General features: G+C 51.0%; 17 protein-coding genes. 5 read left to right on the plus strand and 12 right to left on the minus strand.

Annotated features, from left to right (window positions below):
- The 6 genes from mraY to bshC all read right to left on the minus strand — a co-directional run bounded on the left by mraY (nucleotide 1) and on the right by bshC (nucleotide 6,578).
- Nucleotides 1-963 carry a phospho-N-acetylmuramoyl-pentapeptide-transferase gene (gene mraY / locus LLU09_RS03865; RefSeq protein WP_228310539.1) on the minus strand — a complete coding sequence of 321 codons (963 nt, stop codon included), beginning with the start codon at nucleotides 961-963 and terminating at the stop codon, nucleotides 1-3.
- A gap of 11 nt (nucleotides 964-974) precedes the next feature.
- A complete protein-coding gene (locus tag LLU09_RS03870) occupies nucleotides 975-3,125 on the minus strand; it encodes a penicillin-binding transpeptidase domain-containing protein (protein ID WP_228310540.1) in 2,151 nt (716 codons plus the stop codon).
- On the minus strand, nucleotides 3,112-3,483 hold the full coding sequence (ftsL, locus tag LLU09_RS03875; protein ID WP_094905866.1) for a cell division protein FtsL: 372 nt from the start codon (nucleotides 3,481-3,483) through the stop codon (nucleotides 3,112-3,114). The genes LLU09_RS03870 and ftsL overlap by 14 nt, the downstream gene beginning before the upstream one ends.
- Nucleotides 3,484-3,494: 11 nt before the next feature.
- On the minus strand, nucleotides 3,495-4,424 hold the full coding sequence (rsmH, locus tag LLU09_RS03880) for a 16S rRNA (cytosine(1402)-N(4))-methyltransferase RsmH (protein ID WP_228310541.1): 930 nt from the start codon (nucleotides 4,422-4,424) through the stop codon (nucleotides 3,495-3,497).
- 11 nt (nucleotides 4,425-4,435) lie between these two features.
- On the minus strand, nucleotides 4,436-4,867 hold the full coding sequence (gene mraZ, locus LLU09_RS03885) for a division/cell wall cluster transcriptional repressor MraZ (RefSeq protein WP_040105712.1): 432 nt from the start codon (nucleotides 4,865-4,867) through the stop codon (nucleotides 4,436-4,438).
- 133 nt (nucleotides 4,868-5,000) lie between these two features.
- Nucleotides 5,001-6,578, minus strand: a complete 1,578-nt coding sequence (gene bshC, locus LLU09_RS03890) for a bacillithiol biosynthesis cysteine-adding enzyme BshC (protein WP_228310542.1) — start codon at nucleotides 6,576-6,578, stop codon at nucleotides 5,001-5,003.
- Between the two features lie 113 nt (nucleotides 6,579-6,691).
- Here bshC and LLU09_RS03895 point away from each other — a divergent pair, with 113 nt between their 5' ends.
- The gene (locus LLU09_RS03895) at nucleotides 6,692-7,156 is read left to right on the plus strand and encodes an N-acetyltransferase (protein ID WP_228310543.1); all 465 of its coding nucleotides are present in this window, start codon (nucleotides 6,692-6,694) and stop codon (nucleotides 7,154-7,156) included.
- 70 nt (nucleotides 7,157-7,226) lie between these two features.
- On the opposite strand, the gene rpmF is transcribed toward LLU09_RS03895, so the two are convergent.
- Both rpmF and LLU09_RS03905 read right to left on the minus strand, forming a co-directional pair.
- Entirely contained in the window at nucleotides 7,227-7,400 is a 174-nt protein-coding gene (gene rpmF, locus LLU09_RS03900; RefSeq protein ID WP_031548420.1) for a 50S ribosomal protein L32, read from the minus strand.
- A 2-nt stretch (nucleotides 7,401-7,402) separates the two neighbouring features.
- Nucleotides 7,403-7,918, minus strand: a complete 516-nt coding sequence (locus LLU09_RS03905; RefSeq protein ID WP_040105715.1) for a YceD family protein — start codon at nucleotides 7,916-7,918, stop codon at nucleotides 7,403-7,405.
- A gap of 137 nt (nucleotides 7,919-8,055) precedes the next feature.
- On the opposite strand from LLU09_RS03905, the gene LLU09_RS03910 reads away from it, so the two are divergent.
- Nucleotides 8,056-9,192 carry a nucleotidyltransferase gene (locus LLU09_RS03910; protein WP_228310544.1) on the plus strand — a complete coding sequence of 379 codons (1,137 nt, stop codon included), beginning with the start codon at nucleotides 8,056-8,058 and terminating at the stop codon, nucleotides 9,190-9,192.
- On the opposite strand, the gene coaD is transcribed toward LLU09_RS03910, so the two are convergent.
- Both coaD and rsmD read right to left on the minus strand, forming a co-directional pair.
- The gene (gene coaD / locus LLU09_RS03915; RefSeq protein WP_228310545.1) at nucleotides 9,179-9,664 is read right to left on the minus strand and encodes a pantetheine-phosphate adenylyltransferase; all 486 of its coding nucleotides are present in this window, start codon (nucleotides 9,662-9,664) and stop codon (nucleotides 9,179-9,181) included. The two genes, LLU09_RS03910 and coaD, sit on opposite strands and share 14 nt — an antisense overlap.
- Entirely contained in the window at nucleotides 9,657-10,208 is a 552-nt protein-coding gene (rsmD, locus tag LLU09_RS03920; RefSeq protein ID WP_228310546.1) for a 16S rRNA (guanine(966)-N(2))-methyltransferase RsmD, read from the minus strand. Before rsmD ends, coaD begins: the two co-directional genes overlap by 8 nt.
- A gap of 61 nt (nucleotides 10,209-10,269) precedes the next feature.
- Between rsmD and LLU09_RS03925 the strand changes: the two genes are divergently transcribed.
- Entirely contained in the window at nucleotides 10,270-10,641 is a 372-nt protein-coding gene (locus LLU09_RS03925) for a DUF7147 family protein (protein ID WP_040105719.1), read from the plus strand.
- A 2-nt stretch (nucleotides 10,642-10,643) separates the two neighbouring features.
- Here LLU09_RS03925 and LLU09_RS03930 read toward each other — a convergent pair whose 3' ends face one another.
- A complete protein-coding gene (locus tag LLU09_RS03930; protein WP_228310547.1) occupies nucleotides 10,644-10,907 on the minus strand; it encodes a DUF2129 domain-containing protein in 264 nt (87 codons plus the stop codon).
- A gap of 88 nt (nucleotides 10,908-10,995) precedes the next feature.
- Between LLU09_RS03930 and LLU09_RS03935 the strand changes: the two genes are divergently transcribed.
- Nucleotides 10,996-11,916, plus strand: coding sequence for a glycerophosphodiester phosphodiesterase family protein (locus LLU09_RS03935; RefSeq protein ID WP_228310548.1), 921 nt, complete (start codon nucleotides 10,996-10,998; stop codon nucleotides 11,914-11,916).
- Nucleotides 11,917-11,969: 53 nt separating this feature from the next.
- Here the strand turns inward: LLU09_RS03935 and LLU09_RS03940 are convergent, their stop codons facing one another.
- The gene (locus LLU09_RS03940) at nucleotides 11,970-12,416 is read right to left on the minus strand and encodes a YlbF/YmcA family competence regulator (RefSeq protein WP_228310549.1); all 447 of its coding nucleotides are present in this window, start codon (nucleotides 12,414-12,416) and stop codon (nucleotides 11,970-11,972) included.
- A gap of 140 nt (nucleotides 12,417-12,556) precedes the next feature.
- Here LLU09_RS03940 and LLU09_RS03945 point away from each other — a divergent pair, with 140 nt between their 5' ends.
- Nucleotides 12,557-12,916, plus strand: coding sequence for a YugN family protein (locus tag LLU09_RS03945; protein WP_228310550.1), 360 nt, complete (start codon nucleotides 12,557-12,559; stop codon nucleotides 12,914-12,916).
- The last annotated feature ends 9 nt before the right edge of the window (nucleotides 12,917-12,925 follow it).

The raw sequence follows: 12,925 nt of genomic DNA on the forward strand, positions 1-12,925 counted from the left end.
CTATAACGCCCCCAATAGCACACCGATTGCGCCTGCCACTATGCCCACCGTCCAGAATACGAGGACGATCTTCCATTCGTTCCAGCCACTGAGCTCGAAATGGTGGTGTATCGGTGTCATCTTGAATATCCTTCTGCCCGTCATCTTGTATGAAGCAACCTGCAGCATCACGGAAGCCGTCTCTATGACGAAGACGATTCCGATGAGCAGCAGCAAAAGACTTTCATTCAGCATGATCGAGACGGTGGCGATGATGCCGCCCAGCGCAAGCGACCCCGTGTCTCCCATGAAGAGCTTCGCCGGATATTTGTTGTATATCAGAAATCCTGCCAGCGCACCGATCAGGATCATCAGGAAAAGGACGATCTCCATTTCCCCGCGTGTCCAAGCGATGACGAGAAAACTTGAAAATGCAATGATCGAAAGTCCTGTTGCCAGGCCGTCGAGGCCGTCCGTCAGATTCACCGCATTCGAGAAGCCGACCTGCCAGAAGACGATCCACAGGACAAACAGTACACCGAGCGGAATGTCGAAATCCGTGCCCGGGATATGGATGCCTGCTGCAATATCCGGAATCGCCCGGGTCATGATGAAGTAGACGATTACGGAAACCACGATCTGGGCCAGGAACTTCTGCTTGGAAGAGAGTCCCTTGTTGTCCTTCTTGACGACGATGATGTAGTCGTCTATGAAGCCGATCAGCCCGAAGCCTACGGTGACGATCACCATGACCAGCATCTTGTAGGCATCATCGACCAGCGGCAGGGCGATGACCGACAGCACGATTGCAGGAATGAGGTACGTCAGCCCCCCCATCGTCGGCGTACCGGTCTTCACCTGGTGGCTCTGCGGCCCTTCCACCCTGATGGATTGGCCGAACTTCATCCGCTTCAGCAGCGGAATTGTCAACGGCACCAGAATGGCCGTCAAGATAAATGCGATGAATAGAAATAAGTAGCTCATTGTGTCCTCCTCTAGTCTGCTGGATCATTGGATGACAGGGTGAATTCGACTGCTGCTTCATCACCCAGTACAGTACCCGGTGCAATGGACTGTGATTTCACATATCCTTCGCCCTCTGTGGATACATCCATATCCATGAATGTTCCAAACATGATTGCCTCCCGTTTGGATAATCCTGTAAGGTCAGGCATCTTTGCTTCCCCTTCGGTTTTCACGAAGAAGGTTTCATATGGTAATAGTCTATCATTTTTTGGATGATGGTCGATAATCTCTTCCCCATCACCGACGACGATGGTCTGTATCGTGTCGGCGGATGCCGGGGCAGCTTCTGAAAGCTTTTTGCCGCTGTAGTCCCCGACTTCGGTGACCTCAGCCGACTGTTCTCCCTCGGCCCCTCCGACGTTCAGGTATTTCAGCGTCCGCTCCATCAATGGGTTGAACCCCGGCATGACACCGATGTCCCAAGTATCCTGCTTGTTCTTCGAAGCGAGCTTCACACCATAATAGACGATGACTTCAGGGTCATCTTCCGGTGCATAGCCGATGAAGGATGTCAGGAATTCATATGGCCCATCCATGTAGCCGCCGCCTTCAGGATCGATCACCTGGGCAGTACCCGATTTTCCTGCAACTTCGTAGTCATCAAGCTGATACTGCGGATTCCTCTCCATCGAGCCGCCGACGAATGTATTGATCTCTTCCTGGGTCTTTTGGGCCGCCTCTTCGGATATCACCTGGCGCACCACCGACTCTTCACCCTTATGGAGCACTTCGCCGGTGGCGCTGTCAGTAATCGATTCGACCACGTATGGCTTCTTCATCTTGCCATCATTCAATATCGCAGTCATCCCCTGGATCATCTGGATCGGGGTGACGGTCGATGTCTGTCCGAAGGAAGTCGTCTTCCGTTGCAGTGGATCGTCCCATGCGAGGGTGCCGGACTGTTCATTCGGGAATTCGGAACCGGTCGGTTCGCCGAACCCGAATTTGCGGTAGTAGTCGAGCATCGCATCCTCACCGACTTTATCCTGCAGTATCATCATCAGGGCATTGGAGGAATATTGCATCCCTTCGTTGTAGGTGATGTTTCCCCAACCTTCCTCTTCCCAGTCATAGATGGTATGGCCATTGACATCGAACGAACCCGATTCGAATGTTGCGTCGGGATCATAGACGCCTGCATCTATGGCTGCAGCCAGACCGAACACCTTGAAGGTCGACCCCGGTTCGAATGAGTGCTGATACAGCATGTTGAGCCAGCTGTTGCCGAACCCTTCCCGGGTCCTCGGGTTGAATGAAGGACGCTGGCCGCTCGCCAGTATCTCGCCGCTTTCTGCATCCGCAACGACGGCGAACAGCTCCTCCGGCTCAAAATGCTCCTCCATGGTATCCAGGGACTCTTCAAGGTAGAGCTGGATATTGGAGTCGATGGTCAGCTTCATATCTGCTCCATCCTTCGGCGGTTCGACTGTATCGGTGCCTGGCACGATGTACCCCCACAGGTCTTGCGTGTAGTCCGTCGTGCCGTCCTCCCCCTGCAGAAGGTCGTCATAGGCCCGCTCCAGTCCAAGCTGGCCATCCAGTCCATCCGACTCCTCGCCCTTCTCTGCATAGCCGATGAGGTGGGAGGCGAAGTCCCCGTTCGGATAGAAGCGTTTGGTCTCCGCCTCGAAGACGAGGCCTGGAATTTTTGCATCCTCGAGCGCATTCTTCTGGTTGTAGGAGATATCCCGTCCCTTCTTGCCGAGCTCGACCTGGAACCGTTCCTCCTCTATGCCTTCTTCAATCCGCTCCTGTATTTCGGATGCTTCCATATCGATGATCGCCGCCAGTGCCTCGGCGGTCTCCTTTGAATCGGTCACATGGTTCGGATAGTCTGAATCCGTAATCAGCGCAAGCCGATATGCTTCCATATCGCTCGCCAGAACGTTGCCTTCCCTGTCGAGTATCTCACCACGTTGACCTTCGTTCACTGCGGTGCGGCTGAACTTGTCATGGCCATGGGCAACGAGGTCCTCATCATCCAGCGTCTTGTTTATCATGAGATAGCTGAACTGCCAAAATATGCATAGAAAAAGCACTCCTATACCAAGGTAGATTAGGAGCGCACCAACTGATAGCGTTTTAGTTTTCTCACCAAGCCTGATTCTAATCCTTGCCATACTTCTCAGCAACCTTTACATTTCCATTGTCCAGATCCAGCCCGAGTTCATTTGCTTTTTCATAGATCCTGTCATAGGAGGCAAGGTCGGTCACTTCGGTCTTGAGCTCGCCGATTTCACCCTCCATGACTGCTATTTCACTTTCCACCTGGGTCTTCTCCGTCTGCAGGGAATAGGCTTCCATCTTCAATGACAGTACATAGACCGCCACTGCTGCAATCAGGGCAAACAGCATCAAATATACGAGCGTCTCGAATTTCTTGAGTCCAACAACGCGGCTGGCTTTTCTGGTCCCCTGGGCCGGATCCTGTTCTGTATGCGGACGCGGCAGGGTCTGATGATAGCGTTCTACTGCCATAATAACACTCCCTATTTTTGCTTCTCAGCAATTCTCAACTTTGCACTGCGCGCACGTGGATTGCCTTCTATTGCCGTATCGTCTGCAACAATCGGCTTCTTGTTGACCCGCTTCAGGATGGGCTCGTAGGCTTCGGGAATGATCGGCATGTTACGCGGGAGCTCGGGCCCGGATTCATATTCCACAAACATCTGCTTGCATATCCGGTCTTCCAGGGAATGGAAAGTTATTACGGATACCCTCCCCTTCCTGTTCAGCAGATCGATCGCCTGTTCGAGCGACCGCTCGAATACTCCCAGCTCATCGTTCACTGCAATTCTCAGTGCCTGGAACACGCGCTTGGCAGGATGCCCGCCCGTCCTTCTGAATTTATGCGGAATCTGCGACTTTATGATTTCCGTAAGCTCAGTGGTCGTTTCTATCGGTTTCTCCTTGCGGACACGCTCGATTTCCCTTGCAATCTTTTTCGAGAACTTCTCTTCGCCGTATCTGAAGAAGATGCCCACCAGCTGCTCGTAAGTGTATGTATTCACGATTTCATGGGCATCGAGGGACTGGCTCTGGTCCATCCTCATGTCGAGTCTGGCTTCCTTCGAATGGCTGAAGCCCCTTTCCGTCATATCCAGCTGTGGACTGGATACGCCCAAATCGTATAGTATGCCATCCACTCCCGTGATCCCCCGGCTGGACAGTTCTTCCTTTAGGTGTTCAAAGTTGGAATGTATAAGCGTGAGGTTCCCGATGCCTTCAAATCTCTCCTGCGCGTTCTGTATCGCCCAACTATCCTGATCAAATGCGTACAGGTGTCCTGTTGTCAATTGTTCAAGGATATAGGCACTATGCCCTCCGCCACCGAGAGTGGCATCGACATAGATGCCGTCCGGACGGATATTAAGACCGTCCACTGTTTCTTCCAATAGAACGGTATCGTGCCTGAACATATCCTCACATCCTATAAGTCAAAGTCAATTAGTTCTTCTGCTATGTCTTCATAATGGGATTCCGATTCCTCGTAGAAGGAGTCCCATTTCTCTGTGCTCCATATTTCAATCCTGTGGGAGACCCCGATGACCGTACATTCCTTGGTCAGATCGGCGTACTCTCTTAAGTTCGTTGGAATATTGATTCTGCCCTGCTTGTCCACTTCGACTTCGGTTGCCCCGGAAAAGAACATCCTCATGAACTTTCTGGCGTCCTTTTTCGTCAGTGGCAGAGCACTCATCCGCTTTTCTATCTGCGCCCATTCCTCCAATGTGTATCCGAATAGGCACTGATCAAGGCCCCGGGTGATGATGAACTGGCCATTCAGGTCATCCCTGAACTTGCTCGGGACGATCAGGCGCCCCTTTGCATCAAGCTGATGCTTGAATTCTCCCATGAACATCAAATCACCTCGCCTATACAAATAATTTACCACATCTCCCCACTCTGTACCACAAATTATATGCTATCCAGTGAATTTAATTACCAGAACAGAAAAAAGACAGCTTTCATATCCAATGAAAGCTGTCTTTCGGCTAGACGCCCTTGATGATGGTGAGCTGTGTTGTATAGGACAGGGTGGAAGGGTCGATTCCAGGGAACATCCATGGGTGGTAGATGCGCTCCTGCAGGCTGCCGCCCGGCAGGATCCTTTCAGCCACCTCTTCCAGGTCATTCAGCTGGTGGCGGAGCGTCCGTCTGACTTCCAGCTGATACCTCCGTTTCAGGTAGTCGAACTGTTTCCGGTGGGCTTTCAGGTTGGCTTCGATCAGGTGGCGGTGGGTGCGTTCGGATGCCGCCCCCACTGCATCATAGTCGCTTTCAAGCCTTGCCTGCATATCATCCACTTCCTTCAGGAAGGAGGCGTCGGTCGCATCATCGAGCAGTTCTTTCTTTTTCCGTTCCACATCCTCATGAAGACGATGGGAGACTTCAAGTTCGTATTTGTCCATGAGTTTGCGCAGACGCATGTCTTCATGGATGATCTCCATACGCTTCACCACAATCGGCATCGGCACCTCCATCTTCCTGAAGGCTTCATGGAGCTCGCCCCAATACTTCACCTCAGCCCCGCCACCGGCAAAGATGAGTGTATTGAAGACCATCTCCTGCATGAGCGGGCGTGTAACGACATTGTTGCTGAATGTCTCCGGTGACTCCTCAAGCCTTGCAAGCAGTTCGTCCTTGGAAACCACTCCCTTGTCGGTGGCGTATCCGTCCGCGTCGTACACCAGCAGCGTCCTGTTCTCCTCGGAACCTGTAAATAGGTGAACATTCGTATCCGTCTCGATCATCGGAGCCAGGCTGCATGCGGCACCGAAAGCCGCCTGGCCGCTCCTGAACGCCTGGTCGATCTCATCATGACGCTCCAGCATCTCCTTGAACATCGGGACTTCAAGTCTGCGGACTGCACTGCTGTGGGCATTAAAGATGATCAGCCCCTCTTCGCTGAATACATCGTGGACAAGAGCATGGAAAAGTTCAGTCCAATATTCATGGGTCTCGATCATCTCCATGATGGCCGCTTTCCTGCTCCTCAAAAATCCAGAATCCCCACATTCCTCGACGACTGCATCGAGGGTGGCCTTCATATCCCCACGGTCATACTTATAGAATCCTAGGCTCATCGGCACTGTCAGGTTCGGCTTGTAGGCAATCTTCCTGCGCCTCCTGTGTGCCTGGTCGTAGACATGGGTGTGGTTCACTTCGTCAAAATCATGGTCCTCCCCCGCTATCCAGAATACGGGCACTGCTTCATAGCCGTGGCCCTCCCTGACTTCTTCCGCCATTACGAGGAGCGTGATGATCTTGTGCACGATGTAGCTCGGACTCATGAACAGGCCGGCCTGCTGGCCGCCGATGACGACACGGTTGCCCTGCCTGAGCCTCTCCAGGTTCTCGCGTTGCGCCCCACTCAGTCCGTAGCCCGCCATTTCCTCCTCGATGATATCGGCAAGTGCCTCAGTATGGGGGTGGGCGGGCCTTTCCCATACCTTTTTCAGACTCTCCGCGTCATAGGAGAGGTCTTCATAGAATGAGTGCACGTCCTGTTCCCTGCCATTAAATCGTTGTGTAAATTCATCCTGTGCGAAATCCAAACATTCAATTTCCATAATTCGTCTCCTTCTTCGGGGGTATTAAGTTAAATTATAAATATTATAGGCATATAAAACAATTGAACGGTTTTGAAGATGTATACTATAATGAAATCAAAGGAGAGAGGAAAATGTCAGAAGTTAAGCATCTAGCAATCAATTACAAGACAGCAGAAGATTTCAAGAAGTTCCGTGAGTATGGCGCCCAGGAGCTCCAGATGGTCAAGGAACTCGAAGGCAACATGATCGACGCCAATATGGATTCCCCATTCTACGGCATCTATGTCGGCGATACGCTGGCCGCACGCATGTGCCTCTACCGCAGGGAGGATGAACATGCACCGATCTTCGATCCTCCGCATGACTATATGGTCATCTGGAAGCTTGAAGTCCTTGAAAAATACAGGGGACGCGGCTTCGGCAGCAAGCTGATCGACTATGCCAAAAGCTACGGCATCCCGATCAAGGCGATCAGCCGGCAGAACTCCCGCGGATTCTTCGAGAGCCATGGCTTTGAGCCGCTGAAATACGACATCGAACGCGATATGTCCGAAGATCCGCTTATCTGGTATCCGGAAGGCTATGTACTCAACTAGACCAATCATCCATAAAATAAAAAAGTCGCTGGTGGACTCGTTCCACCAGCGACTTTTATGATCGCATCAATTAGTTTGCTGCGACATCTTCACCTTTATAGCTGCCGCATTCTTTACATACACGGTGGGAAAGTTTCATTTCTCCACAGTTTGGGCATTCCACCATACCAGGCACTGAAAGTTTCAGGTGCGTACGGCGTTTTCTTTTGCGTGTAATTGAGGTTCTTCTTTTTGGTACTGCCATGTCTATTCCTCCTTATTCTCACTGTCGTCTAGCAGCGATTTCAACTTTGCCAGTCTCGGATCCACGTCCTCTTCCTCCTGCGTCAACTCTTCTTCCGTCATGACGGACCATTCCTTGCCGCCGGTCAGCGCCTCATCACTCTTCGTGATGACGAATGGGATATTGACCACAATCAGTTCACGGACAACGGGCTCCAGATCCAAAGTGTGGGTCACTGGATGAACATTTTCAGCCAGTTCGTCGTCTTCGCCCGCCTCTTCATCGAATATTTCTTTCGATTCGATGTGAAGGGGTACTTCTATATCTTCAGAAGTACGGCTATCGAGCATATTAACCACTGTATCTATCGTAAGATCGACCGAAATCTGTCGATTCCGGACATGGATTTCTCCCTCTACAGAAGTTTCCTCGATGGAGGTTACATCCTTGCGGTCTGTGATCTCTCCGAACTGGACCTTTTCATTTACAGCGATTGATTCCTGATTAAACTTTTTAAGCTGTGTTAATGACCATCTCATATAGTTTCACCTCTTATGAGCACAAAAAACATTGTACCTTCAACAAGGTTTTCTGTCAAGTTTTTTTCTTAACACCATGCATTATTCTGCAGGAGATTTCTGTTACAATATCATTGAATAGAAAGGAGCCGTTAATGATGATTATCACATCTTTGATTACCGAATACAATCCCTTCCACAACGGGCATATCCATCATATAGAAGCGTCACGGCGGCTGACGGGCGCCGATGTCGTCATCGCCATCATGTCCGGCAGTTTCACCCAACGCGGCGAGATCGCCGTCACCGACAAGTTCACGCGTGCCGAAGCCGCAATCCGCCATGTGGACCTTGTGGTGGAACTCCCTCTCCTGAACGCCATCAGCTTCGCCGATGATTTCGCCATGGGCGGCGTGCACATCGCCGAACTGCTCGGCAGCGACCACATCGTCTTCGGCAGCGAATCCGGTGACATCAACGCCCTCAAGGAAGTCCATTCCAAACTGAAGGACAGCGACATCAAATCCCGCATGGAAACCTATATGAAGAAGGGGTACAGCTACCCCCGCGCCATCAACGCCTCCATATGTTCGGACCTTTTCAGCGGAGCGAACAATACACTCGGCCTGGCATACATCCGGGCGATTGAGGAGATCGGATCGGACATCGTACCCCTGACCATCCCACGTCTCGGCAACAGGTACAGTGAAACGACGCTGTCACAGTCCCGCTTCTCCAGTGCCACCAGTCTGAGGGAGGCCATCAGGGAAGGCCGGGTGGAAGAAGCGGCGCAGTACATGCCCCGTGAGCTTGCCGGAATCATAAATGCAGCAGGTCCACTTTCCAATGAAGACCTCTTCGCCACGCTGAAGCTCCTGATCCAGCGCAGTTCAGCCGAAGACCTCCGCCGTATATACATGATGACCGAAGGCATCGAACACAGGCTGCTCGCCAAGATCAGGGAGCACCATTCCTACAGTGCATTCATCGGGAGCGTCAAGACGAAGCGCTATACATGGACGCGCCTGAACCGCCTCATGCTCTATATACTACTCGGCATCACCCAATCGCGCATGGACGGCCATGTCATGAAGGATGCCGTCAGGGTGCTGGCGATGAACCGCACAGGACAGTCTTTCCTGAAGACACTCCCGGATGAGCTCTCAGTCATCACCAATGTCAACAGTACCAACCGGCATCATGTCGAGGATGAGATCATGGCTACAGATATACACAACATCTTCAGCCGTTCACAGCGTAATGACTATAATACGCCTGTCATCATAGCAGATTGAATTTCCGCTTCAGCGCCTCTTCAACAAGCGGCGGCACAACATCCTCTATTTTGCCGCCGTACTTTGCAACCTCTTTTACGATCGAGGAAGAGATGAATGAATAGTTGTTGTTCGTCATCATGTATATCGTCTCTATCGAACTGTTCAGCTTGCGGTTCATGGATGTGAGCTGCATTTCATATTCAAAGTCGCTGACCGCACGCAGACCCCTGACGATGGCTTCCGCCCCGACTTCTTCGCAGAAGTCGATCAGAAGACCGTTGAAGCTCCTCACCTCCACATTCGGATAGCGTTCTGTAACCTGTCTGATGAGTTCCACCCGCTCTTCCGGGGTGAACAGCCCTTTCTTTGAAGAATTTTTCAGCACCGATACATAGACTGTATCGAAGATTTTACTCGTGCGCTCTATGATATCGAGGTGTCCATATGTAATCGGGTCGAAACTTCCCGGACATACTGCAATTCTACCCATTATATTCCTCTCCTCCTTTCGTTAATATATTTACACGGATGGTCCCATATGCCACATCCCTGATGCTCACGTGACTATGTATCGGATACTTCTCATCCTTGTGGGTCTCCACGACAATCCGGCCGCCGTCCTCAAGTATATCCAGTTCCTCTATCATCTTCAGGGCTTCTCCGGCCATGCCTTTATGGTAGGGGGGATCCAGGAAGATCAGGCTGAACCTTTTTCCGCGTTTTGCCATGGCCTTCAGTGCCCGCCGGTAGTCATTGCGAAAGATCTCCACGGGCTCATCGAGACCCTCGGTGTTCTCCCGTATGATGGCTATGGCGTCTTTTGCACCATCTATAAACATAGCATGAGTCGCCCCCCGACTCAATGCTTCGATGCCAAGTCCCCCGCTTCCTGCAAAAAGGTCGAGGACGCCGCCCTCCACATCGCCCAGAATATTGAATATGTTCTCCCTGACCTTGTCGGTAGTCGGGCGGGTGTCGTTGGACTTCAGTGCTGCAAGTTTCTTCGATTTGTATTTTCCACTGATTATTCTCATGGCGAACCCACTTTCTTTCCTTTCACGGTTGGTTTAAAATGATGGATGGGAGTTGATAAGCATGCAAAAATTCATCACGCTCGGAGAAGGGCACGGCGACCTGTTCGAACTGGAGGCGCTGATCGGACACAACGCTTCAAGGATAGACAGGGGCATATTCCTGCATACAAAGGACGGGCCATCCACCTTTATACTGATCATGTCACCGGTACGCGGCAATTTTCAAGCCATATACACTATTTACCAGGGCGTCCTCTACAAAGAAGGCACGGGACGGAAATACACCCTGATCCAGGAATGGTGCAAAGCCGCGGACATACCTGTAGTCGAATTCTCTACACGCGACCCGGAGGATTTCTACGAAAGAGAGCAGTTCTACCAGTACATAACGGGCGTGCTGCGCCTGAACCATCTCATACCGCCGATGACCTGAGGTCAGATGACGCGGTAGTCCTTCGGCTCGAAATTCTCGGTGCCGTACTCCCTCTTGATATTCGGATATTCCGAAACGAGCACATCATTGACATACTTCAGCCCATTCAGCGCTTCGATGGTTTGAGGGAGGTCCGATTCGTATATATATAGTAATAAGTACTTCTTTTCCTTATTGACGTATATGAGGTGGCCGTAGCGTTTCAATTGTCGTATGAATTTATTTTGTTTAAAATAAATGTATATGCCAATGCGTTTCTCAAGCATATTACCCCACCTTATATAATTTTATAGAGTTATGATACCATGGAAATGGGAAGTTTTAAATGAAACTATAATTGGAGGCAGACTAACTATGAAAAAGTGTACTAAAACCCTTTTGACCGCAATCGGCGTCACAGGCGGACTGATCGGCGGACTGTGGGTCGGCACGAAGGTCACATCAGAGCCTGCGATCAGGGACATCAAACCCTACTTCAGGCACCGCTCTCCGTATATCTTCGCCCACCGCGGCGGTATGGGGCTCGCCCCGGAGCATACGGCAGCGGCATTCGACAAGGCAGGCAGGTTCGATGTGGACGGATTCGAAATCGACATCCGCATGACGAAGGACGAGGAAATCGTCGTATTCCATGATGCCTATGTCGACCGTACATCCAACGGTGCCGGCCGCGTCAGTGACATGACCCTTGCTGAACTCAGGGAACTCGACTTCGGCTACCACTTCCGGGACGCGGAAGGCAGCCATCCCTACAGGGGATCGGAAGATGCGAAGATCATGACGCTTCGGGAACTTCTCGAGAAGTACCCGGACAAGCTCATCAACATCGACATAAAGGATGATCCCAATTCATATGAGGGCAGCCTCATTCCAAGCCTCCTCTATCGTCTGATTGATGAACTCGGTGTGGAGGACCGTGTCCTCGTCACAAGCTTCTATGATTCACAGATCGACCGCTTCCACCTCTACTCCGGAGAGGATATCGCACTTGGGGCGGGAGAGGATCAGGTCAGGAATGCCTACATCGCATACGCATCCGGGTTCAAGCATATGTTCAGCCCGAAAGCAGACACTTTCCAGATTCCGCCAAGATATAATAATATCCCTCTCGACAAGGAAGGCTTCATCGATTACCTGCAGAGTCTGAACGTGGCAGTCGGATATTGGGTGATCAACGAAATGGATGAGATGGATGAACTGATCCAGAAAGGTGCACATACGATCGTCACCGATTATCCTGACATCAGCCATCACCTGATGAAGGAACGCTATTAGAAATAAAGAAAAGGTTCCCGCTCCATTATATAATGGAGCGGGAACCTTTTTCTTCAGCCTGCGGACTGACAGCCGCAGCTGCCACCGGTAGCACAGCCGCCGGAATCCGAGGATACCGAGAAGAACGGATTGCTGCTGACGACGTTGACATGGCTGCTGACGCTGATGCTGACATGGTAGAGCACCTCATCCAGCATTTCCTGCAGCTGGTATTCGGCCCTTCTGTATTCCATGATGACAGGATGCATGTCGAGCTTCTTCTTGAACTGATTGATCTCCCGCCGCTTGGTGCTGAAATCGGGGTGATATTTCCCGAAACGCTGCACCTCTTCAAAATCCATCTTCAGCCGTGTGAATTGATCTATGAGTCCAGCCACTTCCTCATCCTGTTCAAGGAGTGTCCGGTATTTGCAATAATGCCTGTAGACTTCAGTCTGCCTTATCTTTTCATTTAGGGCATCGATCTGATCTAGAATTTCCAATTCTGTTTCTGTCACCATATGCAACACCTCTCGTTTCATAGTATCACATGGATGCACATTTCATCCACCGGCATTTCCCGTTCTCAAATACTATTTGCAACTGTGGAAGGAATAGATTAAAATTAAAGTAATGGAAAAATGCTTAGGGAGGAAATTTCATGGTTTTCGAAAACTCTACTCTTGAGACGATGCTCGTGTCTCAGGATATACTGCAAGATGTAATGAACAAGAACGGATTGGTCCTCGGTGGCTCATGGGACTATGAGAGGATGACCTTCGACTTTAAATATGAAATACCTGAAGGCGTCTACTACCTGCGTGTGCCTGGCTACGCTGTCGAAGGTGATGTGGGTGCAAAAAATGCCATCATTCAGCTGATGGATCCCTACATGGGCAAACACTACTATCCGACAGGCATCGAGTATGGAAGCGATGAACACTTCCCTGAACGTATTGTCGATCATGCTGTAAAGAAGATCAGAGCAGTTGCCCAGGATCTGAAGGCGCTGACCAGCTAGATGACCAAA

This window comes from Salinicoccus sp. RF5, assembly GCF_020786625.1.
Lineage (GTDB): Bacteria > Bacillota > Bacilli > Staphylococcales > Salinicoccaceae > Salinicoccus.